We start from the raw sequence: 24,112 nt of genomic DNA, 5'->3' as shown, positions 1-24,112 counted from the left end.
AAAGGGAACATAAATAGTTCCCTTTTTTTATATCAAAAGGTTCATTATTTCGGATAAAAAACTTTTTTAAGCTATTTTTAGGCCCTAATTCAGAAATTATGGCTAAAATAATAATCAACAGTCAATCAGCGCCTGCCCCGATAGGCCCTTACAGCCAGGCAGTTAAAGCCGGCAACACCTTGTACATTTCCGGACAAATTGCTTTGATACCTGAAACAGGATCAATGGATAATAAGTCTATTCAGGAAGAAACTCACAGAGTAATGAAAAATCTTGGTGAAATTTTAAAGGCTGCAGGACTGAATTACTCCAACGTTGTTAAAAGCACCATCTTCGTAAAGGATTTGAATAATTTCGTAGCTGTTAACCAGGTTTACGGAGAATATTTTACTTCAGAGCCTCCGGCAAGAGAAACTGTTGAAGTGAGCCGATTGCCAAAAGATGCTAATGTTGAGATTTCCTGCATTGCTGTAGCAGAATAGTAAGAGAAATCTTAAATTTAATTTACTTGTTAAAATAGTACCGAAGACGATATAGGATTATGGAAAGAGAAGTCAGGGTGAGATTTGCTCCAAGCCCAACCGGAGCACTGCATATTGGTGGTGTCAGAACAGCATTATACAATTATCTTTTTGCTAAAAAGAATAATGGGAAAATGTTGCTCAGAATAGAAGATACTGACCAAAATCGCTTTGTGCCGGGTGCAGAAGAGTATATTCTGCAGGCATTGGATTGGATTGGAATCAAGCTTGATGAAGGTATCAGAGAGGGAGGCCCTAATGGACCATATCGTCAGTCGGAAAGAAAGGCTATGTACATGCAGTATGCGTTGAAGCTTGTGGAAGAAGGCAATGCATACTACGCATTTGATACGTCGGAAGAGCTGGATGCTATGCGTGAAAGGTTGAAAGCAGCGAAAGTTGCTTCTCCTCAGTATAATGCCATTACCAGAGCCACAATGAAAAATTCGCTGACTCTTCCTGAAGATGAGGTGAAGAAGAGATTGGCTTCCGGAGATCCTTATGTTATTCGTTTAAAAGTTCCCAGAAAAGAGGAAGTTCGTCTTAATGACATGATCAGGGGCTGGGTAATGGTCCACTCATCTTCTCTTGATGATAAGGTTCTTATGAAGTCGGATGGCATGCCTACTTACCACTTGGCCAATATCGTAGACGACCATTTAATGGGTATTACCCATGTAATTCGTGGTGAAGAATGGTTGCCAAGCGCCCCAATTCACGTGCTTTTATATAAGTTCCTTGGCTGGGAGGCAACTATGCCACAGTTTGCACACCTTCCACTTTTGTTAAAACCAGATGGTAATGGAAAGCTTAGCAAAAGAGATGCAGAAAAACATGGTTTTCCAATATTCCCTCTAAACTGGGAGTTTGCAAATCCTGAAGATGGGAAAACTGAAAAAATTATAGGTTTCAGAGAGGAAGGTTATTTACCAGAGGCAGTAGTTAATTTTCTTGCTTTATTAGGCTGGAACCCTGGTACGCAACAGGAGTTGTTTACCATGGATGAATTGATACAGGCTTTTAGCCCGGAAAGAATCGGTAAGTCTGGAACCAAATTCGATATCAATAAAGCGAAATGGTTCAATCAACAATATCTTAAGGCAAAAACTTCTGATGAATTGTCTGGCTATCTTACAGAACAATTAAATGCAAAGGGAATAAAGTTTGACGCTTCCAAAATTTCTAAGATTATTGAGTTGTTAAAAGAGCGTGTAACCTTCCCTAAAGACTTCTGGGAAGAGGGTCGTTTCTTCTTCAGCAAGCCTGAACATTATGACACGGCAGTTGTTAATTCTAAGTGGACCAACGAGGCTGTGAACATCATTGTTGAGTTTAAGGACGAACTGAAAAAAGAGTCTGAAGTAAGTGCTGATCGTGCAAAAGATTTGCTCAACCAGGTACTTGAGAAAAACGGAGTCAAGATTGGCAAAATGCTACAGGCACTAAGATTAGCTATTACAGGAGCGGGTTCCGGTCCTGACCTGATGCAGATTATAGAAGTATTAGGAGCTAAAGAGACAGTTAGTCGTATAGATTCAGCTTTGCAGGTTCTCAGCGAACATGTAAAAGCTTAAAGCTATGGCTAAAAGAAAAGCAGCTAAAAGGGAAAAACCAAAAGTGAATAAAGAACTTGATGGTTTTGACATCAGAGTAAATACGTTTGGAGAAATTGTTTCCAGTTTTGATCTGGATAAGGTTAATGACTTCCTTGATAAGAATGTTGATGATAAAAAACTCAGAGGAAGGGAAGATTTAAAGAAAGGTCATCCTATTACAGAGGAAGATGGTTTAGAAGAAGAGGAAAGTGATGAGGAGTAATCATTCATTATATAGAATAAATTAGTTTACTTTTTATCTTGAGAGCAGCGCTTTGTTAAACGTATTGAAAAATACGGGATATTTCTTTTTCCTGTTTCTACTGTATTTAATAACAGGAGCTGTTCTCTTATTTCTTTTTTTTAAAGGGCCTATCGAGATTTTCGTAAATCAGTTTCATACCCCATTCCTTGACGAATTCTTTCAGATAATAACGATGTTCGGTGAGGGAATTCTTCCAGTCTGCATTATTATAATTCTTTTCTTTAGGAAAATTTATTTTGGAATAGTTGCTAGTATTTCATTAATAGTCAGTACTATTATCGTTCAAAGCCTAAAGCGTACGATTTTCAGTGATGTATTAAGGCCAAAAGCTTATCTGAAGGATGTTCCTGATTTATATTATATAGAAAATATAGAAATATATTCTCTGCATAGCTTTCCTTCCGGCCACTCATCCGGAGCGTTTACCTTATTCATGGTATTAGCTTATTTTGCTAAGAATAAATTCATCCAGGTATTTTGTTTTATCATGGCATTTATGGTAACGCTTTCAAGGATTTATATGATGCAGCATTTCTTTATTGATACGTACTTTGGCGCTGCTATTGGTGTATTAATCTCTGCTTTAGTTATTTATTATTTTGAAAACCACAGCAATCTTAAAAATAAGCCTTTTGCCAATAAACCTATCTATAAGCTAAACTCCTAGATCTATGTATCTGCGTTATCTGCCCTATTACTTTATAATTGCTCTGGCAGGGGCAGTTTTATTTTTACCATTTCTTGGAAGTGTACATTTATTTGATTGGGATGAAATAAACTTTGCAGAGTCTTCTAGGGAAATGATCACGAGCGGTGATTATTTTCGCGTTCAGATTAACTACCAGCCCTTTTGGGAAAAACCTCCCTTATTCTTCTGGTTGCAGGCAGCAAGTATGCATTTGTTTGGGTTCAATGAATTTGCAGCGCGTTTTCCAAATGCCATCATTGGAATTATCACACTCCTGGCAATTTTCAAAATCGGATCAAAAGAGTTCGATTTAAAATTTGGCTTATTCTGGGTAATGTTTTATGCAGGATCGTTTTTGCCGCATTTTTATTTTAAGTCAGGAATTATTGATCCATTATTTAACCTCTGCATATTTCTGGGAATTTACTTTCTCAGCTTAGTAGCTTCCGAAGATTATCAGAAGTCAAGAAAAAGGAGTGTGGAAATTTTATTAGCTGGAATTTTTATCGGACTGGGTGTATTAACCAAAGGTCCGGTAGCAATGCTGATAGCACTTCTGGCTTCGATATCCTTTATGGTAGTGAGGAGAAAGCTTGGAGTTTTCAAGTTCACGGAAATTGCTGTGTTTTTCTTCACTGCTGGACTGGTTGCTTTCCTCTGGTTTGGTTTGGAAATAGCTAAAAATGGTTTATGGTTTCTCGAGGAGTTTATAGTCTACCAGATTCGTTTGTTCAAAACTCAGGATGCTGGTCATGGTGGTCCTTTTTACTACCATTTTATAATACTGTTGTTAGGTTGTTTCCCTGCGTCTTTATTTGTCTATAAGTCATTTGGTAAAGTTTATACTGATACGCACAGGCAAAAGGATTTGAAGTTATGGATAACCATTTCTCTTTTAGTTGTATTGATTTTGTTTTCCATAGTAAAGACCAAAATAGTACACTATTCTTCTTTTTGTTATTTCCCTATTACTTTCTTAGCTGCTTATGCGCTGTATAAAATAGATACTAAAAAGCTACGCTTGAAAAAGTATTTTAATATAAGTTTTGGTGTCATTGGTATTACTGTAAGCCTGGCTTTGATTCTGCTACCCTTGTTTTATAAGTATAAGGATAAATTACCTCTGGATAAATTATTTCCTGATCGCTTTGCCAGAGCTAACATGGATGCTGTTGTTCATTGGTCCGGACTTGAATCTCTTGCCGGAGTCTTTTATCTGATAGCAGTAATTGTGGCGCTTGTACTAATTACAAGGAATAAAGTTACCAGTGCCGCAATACTGATCTGTTGTTCAACCATGGTTGTGATAGAATTGGCCATGGCATTGATAGTACCTAAAGTTGAAAAGTACTCTCAGGCAGCGGCTATTGAATTTTTTGAAAGTCTGCAAGGAAAGGATGTGTATGTCGAAGTAGTAGGATATAAGAGCTATGCTCAGTATTTCTATTCCCAAAGAAAACCAGGGTATAACAATGGTAAACCGGTTGATTTGAATACTTTATTAACGGGCAATATAGACAAGCCAGCTTATTTTATTACTAAAGTTGGACGTGAAGCAGATCTGGAAAAAACTCCAGGAGTAGAAAAAATAGGAGGGGAAAACGGCTTTTTATTTTATCGCCGTTTACCCAAATAATGTTCTTTACTTTGAATATATGGGAGATTTTATAATTCCCAATTTATGGAAGAAGTGAGTCAGGGAAACTTTCAATACTCCTAATCCATAGATAGAGCTTCTTTTAAAATTGATTGAAGACGCTTCCTCAAAGTATTTTGTTGGACAGGTTACTTCTGCAATTTCAAAGCCTGCCATAAAAATTTGAGAAAGCATTTGATTGTCAAAAACAAAGTCGTCCGAGTTTTTGTGGTAAGCAATAGCTTCGAGTGCTGTTTTCGAAAATGCTCTGTATCCTGTGTGGTACTCACTTAGTTTCTGATTGATCAGTAAATTCTGAGACAAGGTAAGGAATCTATTGGCAATATATTTATACATTGGCATTCCTCCTTTAAGAGCACCTTTCCCAAGAATTCTGCTGCCTAGGACCACCTGATACAAATCGTTACCGATAATGCTTGTCATAGCATGAATGAGCTTTGGTGTGTACTGATAGTCAGGATGTAGCATTATCACAATGTCAGCGCCAAGTTTCAAGGCCGAATCGTAGCAGGTTTTTTGATTTCCACCGTAACCCTTATTCTGAGTATGAACTACCACGTGTTTTATCCCTATTTCTCTGGCTACTTTTGCAGTCTGGTCTTTACTTGCGTCATCTACAAGAATAACTTCATCCACAATATCAAAAGGTATCTCATCAAAAGTTTTCTTTAATGTAAGTTCCGCATTATATGCCGGCAGCACTACCACGACTTTTTTGTTGTTGTACATAAAATATTGAGAGAATTCAGATTCTAATTTCCTTGCAAATTAAGATATTTAGACCTGTTTAGGAAACAGCAAGGGAAAATTTGTCCGTATGAGGATTTGGAAATATAAATTTTAAGCATGAAAACGATAAATATAGGAATTCTAAGAGAAGGCAGAATACCAACCGATAGAAGAGTTCCCTTATTGCCAGAGCAATGCAGGGCAATAAGTGAAAAATATCCTTTTGTAAAATTTTTCATTCAGCCTAGCCCGGAAAGATGTGTAAAAGATTCCGAGTATGAGGCTCTTGGGTTTCCACTTCAGGAAGATTTATCGTGCTGTCATATACTTTTTGGGGTGAAGGAAGTGCCTATCCCACTTTTGCTTCACGATAAAACATATTTCTTTTTCTCGCATACTATAAAGAAACAGCCTCATAATAAGAAATTATTACAAACGATCATTGAGAAGCGGATCAGGCTTATTGATTATGAGGTACTAACTGATAAAAATGGTAATAGAATAATTGCTTTTGGCAGGTATGCAGGAATTGTCGGTACTTATAACGCTTTTTATACCTATGGTCAGAGGTACAGTTTATATGACTTGAAAAGAGCTTATGCCTGTTATGATTATGCAGAGTTAAAACAAGAACTCAAAAAAGTAAACTTGCCTCCAATTAAAATAGCTTTGACAGGTGGAGGGAGAGTAAGTAACGGAGCGATTGAAATTTTGGAAGAGCTTAAAATTGCCAAAGTTTCTTCGTCCGATTTTCTGACGAAAAATTTTCCTCATCCTGTTTATTGTCAGCTCAGATCTTCAGACTATCATAAAAAAAGAAATGGCGAACCATGGTCTGGGGAAGAATTTTATACCCATCCTGAAAGATTTTATTCCACTTTTTATAAATATGAGAAAGTTACGGATCTTCTTGTCGCGGGAGCCTATTGGAACCCTAAAGCCCCTGCGCTATTTACAAAAGAAGATATGTTGAGGGATGATTTTAATATAAAAATTATTGCAGATATTACCTGTGATATAGATGGTTCCATACCTTGCACCAAACGTCCATCGACTATAAATGATCCTGTTTATGACTACAATCCATTTACGGGGGAGCTTGAATTAGCATTTTCAAACCATGACAATTTAACTGTGATGGCAATCGATAATCTCCCGGGGGAACTTGCGAGGGATGCGAGTAAAGACTTTGGAAGACAGTTGATTGAGAATGTATTGCCCAATCTTCTTGGTGAAGACAAAGATCGGACAATTGAGAAGGCAACTATAACAAAGGCAGGCAAGCTTACTGAAAAATTTGAATATTTAGAAGACTACGTGAAAGGTTAATATTTTGATTTTTAGGTGCATTTGAATATTCGAATGTACGGTTATGTGGATTAAAATATAAATTGCATATTTGCTTTAATAATTATAATTTAAATGGAAAAATATTCATATATCAGTAATGCTCACACAGATTACCTGGATGAACTTTACAAAAGCTACAAAGAAAACCCAGAGTCAGTAGATTATAGCTGGCAGAAATTTTTCGAAGGTTTTGATTTTTCAACTCAGAAATATGGAGAAAACGGTGGTAAAACTAATGGCCACGCGGCAAAAGGCGCAACATCAGTTTCTTCAGATTCAGTTTTAAAAGAAATTAAGGTTAGCCAGCTAATTCATTCTTACAGAAGCAGAGCTCATTTAAAATCTAAAACAAATCCTGTTAGAGAGAGAAAAGACAGAAGTGCTTTGCTTGATCTTAAAGATTTTGGTCTATCGGATGCTGATCTGGATACCTCTTTTCAGGCAGGTGAGCAGTTGGGTATGGCTGGAGCTACTTTGCGTAAAATTGTAGAGACTTTAAAGTATATCTATGAAGGTCCTATCGGATTTGAGTATTCCTATATAAGAGAGCCTGAAATCAGAGAGTGGATTAAAGATAAAGTTGAAAAAGAGTCTCTTAACTTTCAGCTTAGTCTTGATGAGAAAAAAAGAATCCTATATAAACTGAATGAAGCAGTAGTATTTGAAAACTTCCTTCATACAAAATATATAGGTCAGAAAAGATTCTCCCTTGAAGGAGGAGAAACAACAATTCCTGCACTAGATGTTCTGATCAGTAAAGGTGCTGAGCATGGAGTAGAAGAAGTTGTGATTGGTATGGCACACAGAGGAAGGCTAAACGTCCTTGCCAATGTGATGAACAAAACCTATGAGCATATCTTCAATGAATTTGAAGGTACTGCAGTTCCTGATCTTACAATGGGAGATGGTGATGTGAAGTATCACATGGGATATTCCAGTGAGGTAACTACAGTAAACAATAAGAAAGTTTACCTGAAACTGGCTCCCAATCCTTCCCACCTTGAGGCTGTAGATCCTGTGGTTCTTGGATATGTAAGAGCAAAAGCAGACAGATTATACAAATATGATTATAGGAAAATCCTTCCTGTATTGATTCACGGTGATGCTGCTGTTGCAGGTCAGGGAATCGTTTATGAGATCGCTCAGATGTCTAAACTTCCAGGATATAATGTTGGAGGTACTATACATTTTGTAATCAATAACCAGGTAGGTTTTACTACTGACTTTGATGATGCACGTTCTAGTATCTATTGTACAGATGTAGCGAAAATCATTGATGCTCCAGTTTTACACGTAAATGGTGATGATCCGGAAGCTGTTGTATTCTGTATGAAAGTTGCTGCGGAGTACAGACAAAAATTCCAGAGAGATATCTTTATTGATATGGTGTGTTACAGAAGACACGGCCACAATGAAAGTGATGAGCCTAAATTTACGCAGCCCTCTCTCTATAATATTATTGCAAGACATCCTAATCCAAGAGAAGTATACAACAAGAAGCTTATTGAAAAAGGTGATGTTGATGCTCAGCTTGCAAAAAATATGGATAAGGAGTTCAGAGAAATGCTTCAGGATCGCCTTAACCAGGTAAAGCAAAAAGCTCTTCCATATACATTCCAGAAAATGGAAAAGGAATGGCAGGAACTAAGACGTTCTACTCCTGCTGATTTTGAACAATCTCCGGATACTTTCATCTCTCAAGAAACTATCGATAAGGTAGGTAATGCGCTTTCAACTATTCCTGATGGTTTCAAGCCATTGAAGCAAATTGAAAAACTTCTGAAAGAGAGAAAAGAGCAATTCTTTGAAACAAAAGTATTGAACTGGGCAAGTGCAGAGCTACTTGCTTATGGCTCACTTCTTCTTGATAGAAAAATAGTAAGAATAAGCGGACAGGACGTTCAAAGAGGTACATTCTCTCACAGACATGCTGTGTTAAAAGACGCAGAAACAAACGAGCCTTACTTCACTCTTAATAATATAGCAGATAATCAGAAGAGCTTCAGGATATACAACTCATTGTTGTCTGAAAACGCTGTTCTTGGTTTTGAATATGGTTATGCAATGGCCAATCCTAATGCCCTTGTAATCTGGGAAGCACAATTCGGTGACTTTGCTAACGGAGCACAGGTAATGATTGACCAGTTTATTTCAAGTTCTGAGACCAAGTGGCAAAGACAAAACGGAGTTGTGATGTTATTGCCTCATGGTTATGAAGGACAAGGTCCGGAGCACTCAAGTGCAAGATTAGAAAGATTTATAGAGTTAGGTGCTGATTATAACATTATTGTTGCAAACATCACCGAGCCTTCAAACTTCTTCCACGCATTGAGAAGGCAAGTGACCTGGCCTTTCAGAAAGCCATTAATTGTTATGTCTCCTAAGTCGCTTTTAAGAAATCCATCAGTGGTATCTCCAATGAACGAGTTCATGAGTGGCAAATTCAGAGAGATCATTGACGACAAAGAGGCAGATCCTAAAAAAGTGAAAAAAGTTTTATTGTGCTCTGGAAAAGTATATTATGATCTACTTGATGAGAAGGTAAACAATAAGAGAAGTGATGTTGCTATCGTGAGACTTGAACAATTATACCCTCTTGCTCAGGATCAGTTGAACACTATCCTTAACAAGTACAAAGGCGCTAAAGTAGTTTGGGTTCAGGAAGAGCCTGTAAACATGGGAGCATGGGAGTATATATTGAGAAATCTTTATAAGAAAGCTGATATTGATGTAGTTGCCAGAGATGAGGCTGCTTCTCCTGCGGTAGGATACCTGAAAGCTCATAATGAGTCACAAAAAGATCTTGTACAACAAGCATTTGCATAATAATTGAATTAATAACCTTTTTCACTAAATAATAAAGAGAATGGCTTTAGAAATAAAAGTCCCGGTAGTCGGGGAATCTATATCAGAAGTAACAGTTGCAAGATGGAATAAGAAAGACGGGGATTTTGTTAATGCAGATGAACTTCTTTGTGAACTTGAGTCTGACAAAGCAACATTTGAATTAAATGCAGAAACAGCTGGTATCCTTCGTATCAAAGCGAAAGAAGGAGAAACTGTTGTAATCGGTGGACTTCTTTGCGAAATCGAGCCAAGTGGCAAGAGTGAAGCTAAACCAAAAGAGGCAGCCAAAGAAGAAGCTCCAGCTCAAACTTCAGGAAGCTCTGTAATTGAAATGAAGGTTCCAACAGTTGGGGAGTCTATCTCAGAAGTAACACTTGCGCGTTGGTTCAAAAAGAACGGTGAAGCAGTTGCCGCTGAAGAAGTTCTTTGTGAATTAGAATCAGACAAAGCTACATTTGAGCTTACGGCTGAAGCTTCCGGAACATTGGAAATTATCGCTCAGGAAGGCGCTGTTCTTCCAATCGGTGCTGCTATCTGTAAGATATCAGGAGCAGTTGCCAAATCAGGAGCAAAAACTGCTGCTGCTCCAGTAACAGGAAATACTGACTATGCTAAAGGTCATACTTCTCCAGCAGCTGGTAAAATTCTTGCTGAAAAAGGTATTACGCCAACAGCAGTTGCAGGGACTGGCAAAGACGGAAGAATTACTAAAGAAGATGCTTTAAATGCTGAAGCAGTGAAAAAGGAAAGCACTCCGGCTGCAAAACCAGCAGAAGTTGCAAAACCAGCAGTTCAAGGTGGTGCAAGAAGCCAGAGAAGAGAAAAAATGACAAGTCTGAGAAAGACTGTGTCAAGAAGATTAGTTTCTGTTAAAAATGAAACGGCGATGCTTACTACTTTCAACGAAGTAGATATGAAGCCGATCATGGATCTGAGAGCGAAGTATAAAGATCAATTCAAAGATAAATATCAGGTTGGCTTAGGCTTTATGTCTTTCTTTACGAAAGCTTGCTGCCTGGCTCTTCGTGAATATCCTGCTGTTAATGCTTTTATTGATGGTGAAGAAATTGTTTATAACGACTTCTGTGATGTGTCAATTGCAGTTTCAGCACCTAAAGGACTTGTTGTCCCTGTGATTCGTAATGCAGAGACAATGTCTTTTGATCAGGTTGAGAAAGAAGTTGTAAGACTTGCTCTTCGTGCCAGAGACAATAAACTTACTATTGATGAGATGACAGGTGGTACCTTCACTATCACAAACGGTGGTATCTTTGGTTCTATGCTTTCTACTCCAATTATCAATGCTCCTCAGTCTGCGATTCTTGGAATGCACAATATAGTTGAAAGGCCCGTTGCTGTGGGTGGACAAGTTGTTATTCGTCCGATTATGTATGTAGCACTTTCTTACGATCACAGAATTATTGACGGAAGAGAATCTGTAGGTTTCCTTGTAAGAGTAAAACAATTACTTGAAGATCCTTCAAGATTATTATTAGGTATATAAGGTATATATGTATTATTTCAGACTGCTTTTAGTTTTTCTTTCTCTGATTTTTGCATCATCACAAAGCCATGCTCAGATCTTTGACATCAAGTTGAGTGATGCTAAGAAAATCAAAGAAAGAAAACTGATTGTAGTGCTTGCAGATACTACTTTTGCCTGGGGAAAAAGAAGTAATGATTTGCTGAAGTCCATTGTCCCGGAATACTGGGATTCGATATCAATAGAATTCATGGATCTGTCCCAGGTAAGAAAATTATACGCTGCAAAAAATACAGAATATTTTACCCTCGAATTTTCTTCTCTTAGAAATCAGAAAAACGCTCTTCTTGAAAAACTCAGTCCTGACGTAGATCCCAGATCTGTATTATGGAATGCCAAAGAACATGGTTATTTTGATTTGGCATTATCAGAAAATTTTGAGAAGCCGTTTTATAAATTCCGGACAGCTGTATCAGCGCCTATTGAAGGAGATTTTATAATCGCAGTTCAGCAAATTTCTAAGCTGTTTGCTTATAAAAAACTGGAACCAGGATTTTCTGATAAAGAGTATTTCAGATCCATTGCATCAAAGGCGCAGACTCTGAAGGATAGGACACTAAACATTGACACTCTTCAGCTTAAACGTTTTTTCAAAACATTTGCATATGTTTCTGAAGAATACACTCAGAAGTATCGTTTGACGGATTTTGCAGACGTTACAGGAAAAATAAGGACATCAGACAGTACGGCAGCATATACAGCTGTTATACCCTACACTGATGTACTGGGAAGGGGTAAAAGCTTTGAAGGAACTGCAGGAGGAGGAATGGAAGCATATGAGGGGAATATTTATTACCTGCATGTTGTTATAGATGCCAGAGACGGAGAAATTATAAGTTTTGCAAAAGACGAAAATGCCAACATTGAGCGAAGGAGCTTGAGGCAGTTTGTCAGATATTTTGAATAAATATTTCACAATTTTAACTTTTTAAATTTCTGATCATATGACATATGATGTTGTAGTTATTGGTTCGGGTCCTGGCGGTTATGTTGCTGCCATCAGATGTGCCCAGTTAGGAATGAAAACAGCTCTGGTTGAGAAATATACTTCGTTAGGAGGTACTTGTCTTAACGTGGGTTGTATACCATCAAAAGCATTACTTGATTCTTCGGAGCATTATCATAATGCTGCTCATGCTTTTAAGTCACATGGTATTGAGTTAAAAGATCTGAAGGCTAATATTAAGCAGATGATTCAGAGAAAAGGAGATGTCGTTAGCAAGACGGTAGATGGGATCAACTTTTTGATGAAGAAAAATAAAATTGATGTATTCACCGGACTTGGTTCTTTCCTGGATAAAAATACAATTCAGATAGCAGGTGCTGATGGAAATAAAACCATTACAACCAAGAAGACAATCATTGCCACAGGTTCAAAACCGTCTTCATTGCCTTCAATAGCTATCGATAAGCAAAGAATTATCACTTCTACTGAGGCGCTTAACCTTACTGAAATTCCTAAACATATGATTGTGATAGGAGGAGGTGTAATCGGTCTTGAGCTTGGTTCTGTATATGCCAGACTTGGTACAAAGATTACGGTTATAGAATACCTCGATTCAATTATTCCGACAATGGATAAAGCTCTTGGAAGAGAGTTGCAAAAGGTATTGAAGGGACTAGGCTTTGAATTTTACTTCAATCATAAAGTTACAGGCGCAACTGTAAAAGGAAAAGAAGTATCTGTAAAGGCAGATGATAAGCTTGGAAATTCAGTTGAATTCAAAGGGGATTATTGCCTTGTATCTGTGGGAAGAAGACCTTATACAGAAGGTTTGGGCCTTGAGAAAGCTGGGGTAAAGCTGGATGAAAGAGGAAGAATCGCTGTAAATGATCACTTGGAAACTTCTGTTCCTGGAATTTATGCAATAGGTGACGTAGTTCGTGGGGCAATGCTTGCTCATAAGGCTGAAGAAGAAGGAGTATTCGTAGCTGAGTACATGGCTGGCCAAAAACCACACATCAATTACAATCTCATTCCAGGAGTGGTTTATACCTGGCCTGAAGTTGCAGCTGTTGGTTTTACTGAAGAGCAATTAAAGGAACAAGGAAGAGCATATAAAACAGGATCATTTCCATTCAAAGCTTTAGGAAGAGCGAGAGCAAGTATGGATCTGGACGGGTTTGTAAAAGTGCTTGCAGATAAAGGAACTGATGAGATTCTTGGAGTTCATATTATAGGTCCGAGAGCTGCTGATATGATAGCAGAGGCTGTGGTGGCGATGGAGTTCAGAGCGTCTGCAGAAGATGTATCAAGAATGTCACATGCGCACCCTACTTATACGGAAGCATTTAAAGAGGCATGTCTTGCAGCAACAGAGAACAGAGCGTTGCATATGTAATCTTCATAAACATTAAAACAAAGGGGGGCTATTCTGAATAAGAATAGCCCCCTTTGTTTTAATATGAATTGAATGAGTTGGTGAGAAAGGAAATGCCTGAAAAGCCCTTCTATATTGTCGTTTTTTACCTCCTGTTTTTAACTTATGAACGATTATTTTGTATAAGTGTATAACTCTTAACATCTAACAAAAATGTCACAAATCAACCCTTATTTAACTTTCAACGGTAATTGCCTGGAAGCATTTAACTTTTATAAATCCGTATTTGGCGGAGAGTTTACCGCTGTTCAAAAATATAAAGATATGCCTCCTTCTGAGGAATTTAAAATTGATGCAAAGTTTGGGGACCGAATTATGCATGTATCTCTGCCGATTAATAAAGACAATGTACTTATGGGCTGCGATTCAAATCCTGAATATGGACAGGTGATATTTGGAAGTAATATTACCTTGAGCTTCAGTGCGGATTCAAAATCTGCTGCTGATAAAGTTTTTAATTCGCTATCTGATGGAGGAAAGGTAGTAATGCCTTTAGCAGATACATTTTGGGGATCTTATTTTGGTATGTGCGAGGACAAATTCGGAACTAATTGGATGGTAAGTTTCGATAAAAGTAAATAATATGAAGGTTATGAAACCAGCTTGAAATCAAAATTTGTTTTATAAATAAAGACATATTCCTATGGTTACGTTGACATTACTAAAATTTTCGGTGCGGATTAACGCATCGCAAGATAAAGTGTGGGATGCACTTTGGTCTGATGCTTCATACCGTCAATGGACTAGCGCTTTTAGTCCTGGTTCTTATGCGGAAAGCGACTGGAAAGAAGGGAGTAAGATAAAATTTCTGACTGAAGAAGGAGATGGTATGTTTAGTGTTATAGAAGTAAAGAAACCTAACACTCAAATGACCTTCAGGCATCTGGGTATTGTTTTAAAGGGCAAGGAAGAGATTAAAACTAAAGAAAGTGAGGATTGGGAAGGTGCAAAGGAAAGTTATTTTCTTTCTGAGAATAATGGTATAACTGAACTTAATGTGGAAGTTGATGTAACCAATCAGTATCAGGATTATTTCAATAAGACTTTTCCAAAAGCATTGGAAATTGTGAAAAACATTGCGGAGAAATAACCTTTATGCTAAAGGGACATTCCTTTGTTTGTCATTCATTATTTTCCCATTTATAAAGAAACGAATATCATCATAAGATAAAAAAGAAGCCCGGTAAACGAGCTTCTTTTTTTATTTCACTATTTTGTTTTCACCAGCTTAATTGTTTCCTTACTTCCATCCGCATAATTCACAAATAGAATATAAACACCATGAAATAAGTCTTTCCCAAAATCTTTCACATCAATTTCACCTATATTATTATGAGAATAAACTTCTTGTCCAAGATTGTTAAATAGAGACATAGAAGATATTACTTTATCAGCTTTAATTGAAAAACTAAAGTCAGATGGATTGGGCGAAATTACTGTCGCAGAAGAAGACTCATGCGTTCCCATCCTTGGAGAAGAACAAACACTGATGGTTTTGCATAACTGTCGATAATATGGTTCTCCGTTGTAATTTATACCAGCACAAAGCTGCCCTCCAGTAAAGGATGATGTCAATAAAACTGTCGCCTTATATGGCTGACCGGATACCGGAGTAATGCTTTGCACCGAAGTATTGGACCACCAGTTATAAGTAATAGCTCCTGCACGTAAGGAAGGGTTTACTTCAAGCACAAATGTTTGTCCGGATGTTGAACAATCGGGACCAATAAGATCTGCTGTAGGTGCGGCATTAACTGTTATAGAGACAGCTGATGACGTAGTGCTTGCGTTTGCATTATCAAATGCTTTTGCCGTAATAGAGTAAGTTCCCGCAGCAACATTCGACCAGGAATAGCTATATGGAGCAGTAAGAACTTCACCTAATTTAGTCGTGCCTTGGTAGAATTCCACTTTTGAAATACTGCCATCTGAATCACTAGCATTCGCAGTTATTGTTATGCTTGCAGGCGCTGTAAATGTTGCATTATTAGCAGGAGCAGTTAAGCTTACAACAGGTGCAGCGTTAGACGCCGGATCAACAATAACCGTTATAGTATCTGAAACTTTTGTTAATCCTCCACTATCAAAAGCTTTTGCAGTTAGTTTATATGTTCCTGCAGGAACATTAGTCCAGCTCCAGTCAAATCCCGGGTAGAATGCATCTTCTCCTAATTTAACTGATCCTTGATAGAATTCAACTTTTGATATAGGTCCCTCCTGATCAGTGACACTGGTAAAAATATTAATTGAGGCTGGTGCAGTAAAATGAGCTCCTGTTAAAGGAGATGTTATACTGACTGTCGGTGGGGTATTAGAGGTGTTTACAGTAATTGTTACAGGAGTTGAGATAGAGGTTAAGCCTGTGTTGTCATAAGCTTTTGCTCTGAGTTGATAGGTGCCGGAGTTGAGATTTGTGAAAGCAAAGCTGAATGGAGAGTTTAAATCTTCTCCGATTTTATCTGAACCTTCATAAAATTCCACCTTTGAAATCGAACCATCACTGTCACTTGCAGCAACGTTAATTGTTACAGAGGAAGTACTTGAGGTGCTATTGTTCAGCGGAGAAGTGATACTTACTATTGGTGCAGATCCTGAAACAGTATACAAATCTTCAGGAGTAATGGATCTGAGTGGGAGGCCAGGACCTGCTATCAGAAATATGAAGAACTCATTTAAATCATCATGATCAAACATGTCTGCTGTAAATGCATGTTTTCCTGCTTTTAAAGCTATGTTTGCACTACTTGAATTATCACCATCAATACTATAGGAATTCTGAATTGTAATATCATTTCCTATTGACAGTTTTCCGGTTGTTCTTCCCTGAATGTGGACTGTATAAATCCCATCTGCTGGAATATTAATGTAACCATTATACCTGATGCCATAATTATCATCTCTGTTCCTGATCTGATAGTGATCAAGATAAGAAAAGGTACCTGTTTTAACAGGTGTAAGAGTGCTGAAATCAGGGATACTCGTCCATACTCCTTCATAATATTTATAACTTACCCCAGCAACAGCATTTGCTGGATTCTCAGGTATCCTGTATTTGGAGGATTTCATTGCAGGCGCTCTCCTTCCTATAGCTCCGTCAGTATTTTTAGCTCTTACGCTGTACCATTCATTTTCAGAAGTTGTATTCTGAAAAGTATAATTGATTGTTGTAGTATTTGCGATTAGCTGAATTTCATTGTCTGTAGGTTTTAACCGATATACATCATATGACGTTGCACCTGTTACAGCTTGCCAAGAAATTTGTTTCTGGTTTGGTGAAGGAGTGTTGACAATCAGGTTTTTCGGAACACCAATAATATAAGAAGAGCCTTCGCTGGTACCGGTGATTGTTCCGTTTGAAATACGTACTTTAAATCCTGCTGATGTTACATTAGGAATGGTCCAATCATAGTACCTTTGTCCTCCGGGTATATTGCCTGCAATATTGGTCCAGGTAGAACCACCATTGATGGAATAATCTAAATTAAAAGGGCCTGGTGCTGATTCATCCCATCTTAAAGTTACAGCTTCTCCTGGGGTAAATGATTCTCCCGAGTATGGATAAGTGACAGTTAATGCAGGCTGAATGATTTCATAAACGACCACATAACTTTGTGTTCCCGAAGCCAGCAAATTCCCGTTTACTGTAAAATTAAATGTCCCCGATGGGTTATCAATTGTTACTTGCTCAATATTGTTATAGTTGTCGATTCCCCTTGTTGCAATGTTATCTTCTTGTCCTGTTGTGGAATTAAGTATCCATGGCAGGAAAACATTTGATCCGTTTTTAACTCTAAGATTAAGATTATTCACCAGAGATACAGAAGAGCTAACAGATGCCGGCAGGTCTTGCCAGTATAATAAAACTTTTAATTTTGAGGAACCTGAAGGAACGGTTAATGTATGTGTTGTGCTATCACCTGCATTCACTGTTGCCTGAAAGTATTTAGTGCCTTCAAGGTCTTCAATTGCTCTTTTAAGATTGATGACCCCAAATCCAAATTTATAATCCGGGCCTGGATTGCCAAGGTCATCAGCAGAATTGCAAAGTAAGGCTTTTATGAGAGATGAGGACGGATTGGAATTAGCATTCAGTTGTTTATAACGTTCATATAAAAGGGCAGAGGCTCCTGAAACTGCAGGAGTAGACATACTCGTGCCAGACATTGAAGCATATTGATTTTCTTTGGAAAGTGAATATACACTGGTACCAACAGCTACGACTTCCGGTTTTATTCTTCCGTCTGCTACTGGACCTATACTTGATGTAGCATTGAGGTTATATTTTCCATCTATATTTCCTACAACAAGTGAGTTTTTCGCAGCCTGGAATCCTCCTCTGGCTGTTTTGAAAGAAGGGCCAAAATTACCCGCGGAAAAAACATGCAATAAATCTGAATAGCCTGTGCTGCTGAGCTGAATATCAACAGTACGACTGTCATAGTTGTATTCGCCGTGTTCATAATAGCCGTATGAATTGCTTGTGATTTTTACATTGTCATTAGTGTAGTATGTGGAAGCATTATATACATCATCTTCCATGTTTGTAAGGATGAGATTTGTCTTTGGCGCAACACCGGTGTATAAAGGATTAATATTTCCAGCGCCGGCAATAGTGCCCGAAGTATGATCTCCATGAGATCCTGTTTGCGTCCCTATTAGTTCAACTCTGTTTTGCATATCGGCATGAATACTTCCTGTAAAAATATCTCCAACTGCTACAGTGATACCTTCACCTTTCAGATTCCTGGATGATATAACTCCAGACCTTAATACATTTGCGCGTATGGTATTTGTTTCGGTAAAGTTGTCCGGCTGGGGTTCCGGGGTAATTGGAGCAATGGAAGAAATACCTTCAATCTGTGCAATTACAGGAATCTGGCTTTTTCCGATCCTAATTTCTAATAAGTTTTGGAAAGGATACTCAGAAAGAATTTTGGCCCCTGATTTTATAAGATCAGCTTTAACAGACAGCGATAAGTCTGACTTAAAATATGTGATCATAAGGTCTGCATTACCAACAATTTTTTCTGCATGAACCGGGACTTTGTTATTTAACACGGGATCAATTTTATGTTCAGCTTTTATTGCTTCGATAGCTCTTATATTCAGAGTTAAGAGTGTACTTTCTTGCAGCATTGAAGGGATATATGCCCAAAATGCATTGTTGGGAATGTACTCCAATAACTCTATGCCGGCATTTTTTATTCTTTCATGATCAGCCTTTGATGGCAAACTATTGAATTGAATTAATACATAACGGCTTCTCGTTGAGCTCTTTCTTTTCATAGGAGAGAGATTAACTTGTTTTTCAGGAATATAATCTCCTGATTTAAACTTTACTTTGAATTTTTCAGGATCTTCTGGTGCTTGGGCCATAGAGAGATAGGCCGTTCCTGTTAGCACAAAGGCCAGTAGAATTTTTTTCATAATGAATTGAGTTTGGGATTGTTTTATGATCGGCGGTTTTAGAAAGGTAAGGGAAGGAATTTTGGATCTTTGTATCAAAAGATACATAAGGTAAGTCGAATGGGACGATTTTGTCGATAAGGGAAATAATGGGCAGGTAAACTAATTGAATATCATACAAGTATTATCTTATAAAATTTTACATAGTAAAAATGATTTTTAAAAAATAAATAGAGAAGAAGACTTCTTCACACATAAATACTGAGGATTGGGACTGGAAGTATTTTATGATTGGATCGGCCTTGCTCTGTCCTGCGTTTGTTTATGAAAGAAATGCCTTCGAAGATAATGGCTGGACCGGAGATAATGCATTATCATTGATTGGTCAAGCTTGGGCAGTTTCTATGGTGGCTCTGATAGCGGAAGTTCCTGCAGCAGCTCTGACAGTGACAGTTCTTGCGGCGGCGGAGATTAATATGAGTGAATCTGGAAAACTTCTATTACACCATTAGCTACCCAGTGAGAATCTTTTGCAATAAATGGTAATGGCATTGTTACGATATTAACTATGCAAGGAGACGTTGTAAAAGAAATTAATGCAGAGCCTGATAATAAGTCTACCAGGGTTCAAATTAGGGATATTCGAGCAGGAATCTATTTATTAAAATATGAAAGCGAAGGTAAATCTTTTTCTGAAAGACTTGTCATTGTAAAGTAGGTGGTGATTTTGAGTTTTACAAATTGTAAAGAAATGATTTGCATTAACTCAAAATAAATTGTAAATCAAAGCAATATTTTGAAAGGGTATATTATTTGTTAAAGTTATAAACATTTTTCGCATTTATTTGTTAATAAATTACTTTAAGCAGTCTTTGGGGTTTAAAAGCATAAACTTCCAGTATGCATGAATAATAAAATTGAAAACGTACTTTTGATAGACGATGATAATATCACAAACTTCATAAATCAACGTCTTCTGAAAAAATTAAACGTAGCCAGTAACATAACCACAGCCACAAATGGCTATGAAGGGCTGGAGCATGTCCATAAGTTTTGCAAGAACTTTAAAAACTGTTCCCACTTGATTTTTCTGGATATTAAAATGCCAGTGATGGATGGGATTGAGTTTCTAAAAGAGTTTAATACCTTAAATCTGCCTAATAAGGAAAACATCAACATCATTATGCTTTCCACTTCTTCTAATGAGAATGATATTAGGCAAATTGAAAAATTTAAGGTTCGTGAATTTCTTACCAAACCGCTTACAGAGGAGAAGATATTAAAGGTTTTGCAGGATTGGAAATCCTATTGTAGTGAATAATTTTTTTGTATTATATTTTTTAATAAAAGAATCCCAGCCTGAAATTAAATAATTGATCTTCTTCTGAAAAAGCATAAGTAGCATTCATCACAAATCTGTCATAAATTGACATCCACACTCCCGGCCCATAGGATGTATGCCATTCTCTTGATTTTTCTCCACGTACATATACTCGGCCATTATCCAATAAAGCCATTAACCCGAATTTCGCAGGAAATATGTATGCATTAAAGTTGAAGAGCTCTCCCCTTATTTCCACATTCTGATAGAAAGAATCATCTCCAATGAATCTTGTTTTTCTGTAACCTCTTACGTTTTGAGTCAGGCCAATACTATTACCCTGATAAAATTCAAAATCTCCTCCGGTAGCAGCACCGCCAATACGCATTGCCAGCGTTAGTTGTTTAGGTAGGTTAGGAGTAATATATACTACAAATTCACTTTTAAAATGCCTGTAGTATCCTTTGCTAAATGTAAGCCTTCTGCTAATGTTGGCTTCAGTTGTCAGTAATATACCTCTTGTAGGATTGTAAATATTATCTCTTGTTCCTAGTATAAATGAAGTCCTTAGTCCAAGGAACTGCTGTCCGTTGTATATCTCAGGATTCGTTTCTCCAAGCGTTTCAGAGAGTAATGTTCCAGTGTTGTCTTCTACTCTGTAGTATTCGTAAAGTGGTCCAAGATTTATTTTAAAATAGCTTGTAATGTTTTTGGATAAAGCAGGGTTGATCATGGTATGCAGCAATCGTACTCTATAGAAATCAATTCCTGCAATTTTTCCTGGAGTCTCATTGCCGTATCCGAAGAAGTTAAATACAAATGCCGGTGCATATGATAATGCATGAATGTACAAATCATATTTTTTTATAATGTTTTTTATCTCACCCGTGTATTCTATTTTCCTGGAGCGGGTGGTGGTTGCAACGTTAACCATCAGCTTGTGACTAGCTCCATATGGTATGCTTCGAAATTTATATGTCTGATATAGTACACCTGCGCCTATATAAAATCCATCATCAGGATTGTAATACAGGGTTGCCTGTGGTCCAAGATATTTGTACCTGAATTCATCAAGACCCGGAAAGTTCACGCTTTCTTTGAATGAAGTTTGTATGCTCGTACTTTTTCCTTTTTGTATAAAAGTATCATAGTTGGTATCATAGATAAAGGTGCGGTTTCCACAGCTATTAACCTTTGATAAATCAAGGATTGTATCTTGGTCTTTACCTCCTATTATTCTGACTTTAATACCCTTGTCAACCTCACCGTTGAGGAGGAATTTATCTTCCCCGCCAAGTCCGTATAATCTTATCTCTCTAGTTACATCTGATTTAAAAGTACGCTCATATAATTTCCTTGATACTTCTCCTTCTTTATTGATTTTGTTGATAGTAACCTTAGTTTGTGAATCATCTATTCTTTCTACAGAGAAATGCTCATCTTTATCACTCCCAAAGACGTCAACATATTGGTTCAGCTCTCGATAATATTTAAGAGCTGCTTCGCGTAGCAGATTTCTTCTGCTTTTCAACTTTGCTGTAATTTCAGGACCATGTATTGGGTATATAGAATCAGGAAGTGCTTTAACGGCTTCATCTATTTCTTTATCAGATAACTCGTCGCTGATGCTGTCAGCAATCGCTATCCAGTCTTTTTCAGTTAGGGTACTTAAGAATCTTCTGTCGATATTTTTGGCGCTAAGGTTAAGGCCAACAATGTCTCCGTATTTGTAATCAAAAGTTTGAAGATTTCTTATTAACCATTTTCTGCTGATAATAGAGGGGAGCACACCGTCAAATTTATAAAACACCTGATCACGGTCTTCAGGGATTACTCTGTAAATCTTTCCTTTTTCAGTAGGAATAGCTGTCCACCGGAACTGCCGCTCATGTCTATCCCAGTCTCCCATAAGCATATCAATAAGCCTTGTTTTCAGAAAAAATCTTTGATCTACTATGTTGTCATTGTCTTCTTCAATTTCTTCAAACACCTTATCTGTACCGACAATATTTTTTGCATAGCCCAGACTTGCGACATTGGAATGGTCATCATTGGCATCTTCTTCCAGAAATGACAAGGTGCCTTTAAATTCTTCACGGTATGGTCCAAGGCAGCTATCGTTGGGAATGTATACTATCCTAGGGTTGGTATGATATACACCCACAGCTTCAGCTATCTTTGCAGCCACAAGGCAGCCATATGGGTGTTGTGCAGAGATTTGATCCTGTGCAAGATCTTGTACAATAGTATTTTTGAATGTTGCAGGAATTGCTTTTGAAGGGTTTTTATTGATGGACCTTAATACAAACTTCTTTCCATCAAGGTTTTTTAATTTAAGTGATTTGGATTGTTTACCACCGCCTATACCATATGGAATCAAGCCCCCTTCATCAGTGCTGAGATTTACATAGGGGATGGTGATAGGCTGAGTCCAATCTTTTCTATAGTGGTTTCCAAATAAAAACTGGTGAAATTTCGAAGTCTTATATTGTTTGGATGCTGCCATGGTAACGGAAGAGTCTTTATAGTTTTTTCCGGATAAAGAACAAAACAACTCTAATGCACCAGTCTTTTTCTCATACAGCTTATGTCTGAATTTTATAATGCCAGTTGATCCGTCTCCTTCAGGTATCCAGTATTCAATCCAAGCTTGTCCTGAATTATAGTAGTTGATTCTGGCAAATCCTTTGGCACGTTGTGTATACAAGGCACTGCCTCCTCCTGATACAGGATTCAGTCTGCTTCCTGCTCCGCTTACTACATGATTGATTTTTCCTTCTATATGAAGCTGAAGATTATGGTCATGGCCTGCGGAGTACACTAGGTTATCATACTCTCCGATTACTGAAGTAATTCGGGTTTTGAAATATTGGTATCTATAGTGTGAAATGTCCTGGTCAACACCACCAAATTTTCTGGATAAAGGATAAATGGCTCCAATACCTGGAAGTGGAACATAGAGATTTTTTCTTATGATTCTTAAGGGAAATATATAATCCAGAAAGGTATAATACCCACCATGGTTCCCATTACTATATAGTGGATGATGGGCTACCACAAGTTTATGTCTGTTTTTATTATTGTCAAGAAAGTCCTTGAGTTGCAGGATCATATCGTCTTCATCTTCTGCTTCGCAATCACCGCATACTCCGTATGGTTTAACATATTTATGAAGCCACCATTGAGAATCTACAGCTGCAAAAGCTATCTGAGGGTGAATCTTTGCAGTGAAAGGGCCTGGACATGCATTGTCGGGAACAAATGAATTGCCTCTCTTTAAGTAATTTTCTACAAAAACTTCCTGCCTTTTAATTGCCTTAAGTCCTCCGGCCTTCATATAATCCCAATCATGGTTGCCGGAAACCAGATATACCTGGCCTTTATAATCCTCAAAAATTTTAAGTTGTTCTATAAGTTTGGCTTCCTGTTTTTCTCGGGAGCTGGCTGAGGAATCTGGCATACCGTCAAAATAAATATTGTCTCCTAAAAAAATAACGGCGCTGTTAGTATCGCCGTGAATTCTTTGTTCGAGAAGTTTTAAAGTAGGTTCCTGGACAGTAAGGGACGGGCTTCCGGCATCACCAATAAGATAAACTGAAAATACGGGTTGCGTACTATCAGGACGAACTGTTTTCCAGTTTCTTACTTCTTTTTTGTAGTAGGGTAAATCTATACAGGAAACATTCAGTATTGAAAGAATAAAAACATTTATCGCTAAAAAAAACTTCATGTTTGAATACGGAAAGTTTTGGTCAGTTTTATCTGAAAGAACTAAAGATTTTAATCTGGCAAGGATATGTAAACACTTA

Annotated in this window: 18 protein-coding genes; 15 read left to right on the top strand and 3 right to left on the bottom strand. The window is 37.6% G+C overall.

Annotation, left to right across the window (positions count from 1 at the left end):
- Nucleotides 1–98 precede the first annotated feature (98 nt).
- The 5 genes from K350_RS0103600 to K350_RS0103580 all read left to right on the top strand — a co-directional run bounded on the left by K350_RS0103600 (nucleotide 99) and on the right by K350_RS0103580 (nucleotide 4,705).
- Entirely contained in the window at nucleotides 99–482 is a 384-nt protein-coding gene (locus K350_RS0103600; RefSeq protein WP_028978729.1) for a RidA family protein, read from the top strand.
- Between the two features lie 59 nt (nucleotides 483–541).
- Nucleotides 542–2,095 (top strand): glutamate--tRNA ligase, encoded by a 1,554-nt coding sequence (gene gltX, locus K350_RS0103595; RefSeq protein ID WP_028978728.1) that lies wholly within the window; start codon nucleotides 542–544, stop codon nucleotides 2,093–2,095.
- 4 nt (nucleotides 2,096–2,099) lie between these two features.
- A complete protein-coding gene (locus K350_RS27270; protein WP_037573892.1) occupies nucleotides 2,100–2,339 on the top strand; it encodes a hypothetical protein in 240 nt (79 codons plus the stop codon).
- 64 nt (nucleotides 2,340–2,403) lie between these two features.
- Nucleotides 2,404–3,048, top strand: a complete 645-nt coding sequence (locus K350_RS0103585) for a phosphatase PAP2 family protein (RefSeq protein ID WP_028978727.1) — start codon at nucleotides 2,404–2,406, stop codon at nucleotides 3,046–3,048.
- Nucleotides 3,049–3,052: 4 nt separating this feature from the next.
- Nucleotides 3,053–4,705, top strand: coding sequence for an ArnT family glycosyltransferase (locus K350_RS0103580; RefSeq protein WP_037573889.1), 1,653 nt, complete (start codon nucleotides 3,053–3,055; stop codon nucleotides 4,703–4,705).
- A 6-nt stretch (nucleotides 4,706–4,711) separates the two neighbouring features.
- Here K350_RS0103580 and K350_RS0103575 read toward each other — a convergent pair whose 3' ends face one another.
- Nucleotides 4,712–5,455: a glycosyltransferase family 2 protein gene (locus tag K350_RS0103575; RefSeq protein ID WP_028978725.1), complete on the bottom strand. Its 744-nt coding sequence runs from the start codon at nucleotides 5,453–5,455 to the stop codon at nucleotides 4,712–4,714.
- 117 nt (nucleotides 5,456–5,572) lie between these two features.
- Here K350_RS0103575 and K350_RS0103570 point away from each other — a divergent pair, with 117 nt between their 5' ends.
- From K350_RS0103570 to K350_RS0103540, 7 genes are all read left to right on the top strand, one after another.
- Nucleotides 5,573–6,784 (top strand): NAD(P)-dependent oxidoreductase, encoded by a 1,212-nt coding sequence (locus K350_RS0103570; RefSeq protein WP_028978724.1) that lies wholly within the window; start codon nucleotides 5,573–5,575, stop codon nucleotides 6,782–6,784.
- Nucleotides 6,785–6,877: 93 nt separating this feature from the next.
- Nucleotides 6,878–9,631 (top strand): 2-oxoglutarate dehydrogenase E1 component, encoded by a 2,754-nt coding sequence (locus K350_RS0103565; RefSeq protein ID WP_028978723.1) that lies wholly within the window; start codon nucleotides 6,878–6,880, stop codon nucleotides 9,629–9,631.
- 40 nt (nucleotides 9,632–9,671) lie between these two features.
- Entirely contained in the window at nucleotides 9,672–11,156 is a 1,485-nt protein-coding gene (odhB, locus tag K350_RS0103560; RefSeq protein WP_028978722.1) for a 2-oxoglutarate dehydrogenase complex dihydrolipoyllysine-residue succinyltransferase, read from the top strand.
- A 7-nt stretch (nucleotides 11,157–11,163) separates the two neighbouring features.
- The gene (locus K350_RS0103555; RefSeq protein ID WP_028978721.1) at nucleotides 11,164–12,102 is read left to right on the top strand and encodes a hypothetical protein; all 939 of its coding nucleotides are present in this window, start codon (nucleotides 11,164–11,166) and stop codon (nucleotides 12,100–12,102) included.
- Nucleotides 12,103–12,139: 37 nt separating this feature from the next.
- The gene (lpdA, locus tag K350_RS0103550) at nucleotides 12,140–13,537 is read left to right on the top strand and encodes a dihydrolipoyl dehydrogenase (protein WP_028978720.1); all 1,398 of its coding nucleotides are present in this window, start codon (nucleotides 12,140–12,142) and stop codon (nucleotides 13,535–13,537) included.
- 192 nt (nucleotides 13,538–13,729) lie between these two features.
- The gene (locus tag K350_RS0103545; protein WP_028978719.1) at nucleotides 13,730–14,158 is read left to right on the top strand and encodes a VOC family protein; all 429 of its coding nucleotides are present in this window, start codon (nucleotides 13,730–13,732) and stop codon (nucleotides 14,156–14,158) included.
- Nucleotides 14,159–14,219: 61 nt separating this feature from the next.
- On the top strand, nucleotides 14,220–14,666 hold the full coding sequence (locus tag K350_RS0103540; RefSeq protein WP_037573886.1) for an SRPBCC family protein: 447 nt from the start codon (nucleotides 14,220–14,222) through the stop codon (nucleotides 14,664–14,666).
- 119 nt (nucleotides 14,667–14,785) lie between these two features.
- Here the strand turns inward: K350_RS0103540 and K350_RS0103535 are convergent, their stop codons facing one another.
- Entirely contained in the window at nucleotides 14,786–19,003 is a 4,218-nt protein-coding gene (locus K350_RS0103535) for an Ig-like domain-containing protein (protein WP_162144128.1), read from the bottom strand.
- A gap of 266 nt (nucleotides 19,004–19,269) precedes the next feature.
- Here K350_RS0103535 and K350_RS0103530 point away from each other — a divergent pair, with 266 nt between their 5' ends.
- The 3 genes from K350_RS0103530 to K350_RS0103520 all read left to right on the top strand — a co-directional run bounded on the left by K350_RS0103530 (nucleotide 19,270) and on the right by K350_RS0103520 (nucleotide 20,303).
- On the top strand, nucleotides 19,270–19,494 hold the full coding sequence (locus K350_RS0103530; RefSeq protein WP_028978716.1) for a hypothetical protein: 225 nt from the start codon (nucleotides 19,270–19,272) through the stop codon (nucleotides 19,492–19,494).
- A 23-nt stretch (nucleotides 19,495–19,517) separates the two neighbouring features.
- Complete coding sequence (locus K350_RS31910) at nucleotides 19,518–19,700, top strand: T9SS type A sorting domain-containing protein (protein ID WP_342665039.1); 183 nt, start codon at nucleotides 19,518–19,520, stop codon at nucleotides 19,698–19,700.
- A gap of 186 nt (nucleotides 19,701–19,886) precedes the next feature.
- Entirely contained in the window at nucleotides 19,887–20,303 is a 417-nt protein-coding gene (locus K350_RS0103520) for a response regulator (RefSeq protein WP_028978715.1), read from the top strand.
- Between the two features lie 19 nt (nucleotides 20,304–20,322).
- Here the strand turns inward: K350_RS0103520 and K350_RS0103515 are convergent, their stop codons facing one another.
- Nucleotides 20,323–24,033, bottom strand: coding sequence for a metallophosphoesterase (locus K350_RS0103515; RefSeq protein WP_028978714.1), 3,711 nt, complete (start codon nucleotides 24,031–24,033; stop codon nucleotides 20,323–20,325).
- Nucleotides 24,034–24,112 lie beyond the last annotated feature (79 nt).

Source organism: Sporocytophaga myxococcoides DSM 11118 (genome assembly GCF_000426725.1).
GTDB classification, from domain to species: Bacteria; Bacteroidota; Bacteroidia; order Cytophagales; family Cytophagaceae; genus Sporocytophaga; species Sporocytophaga myxococcoides.
The sequence above is the reverse complement of the archived record's forward strand: the minus strand, read 5'-3'. Positions and strand labels throughout refer to the sequence as shown.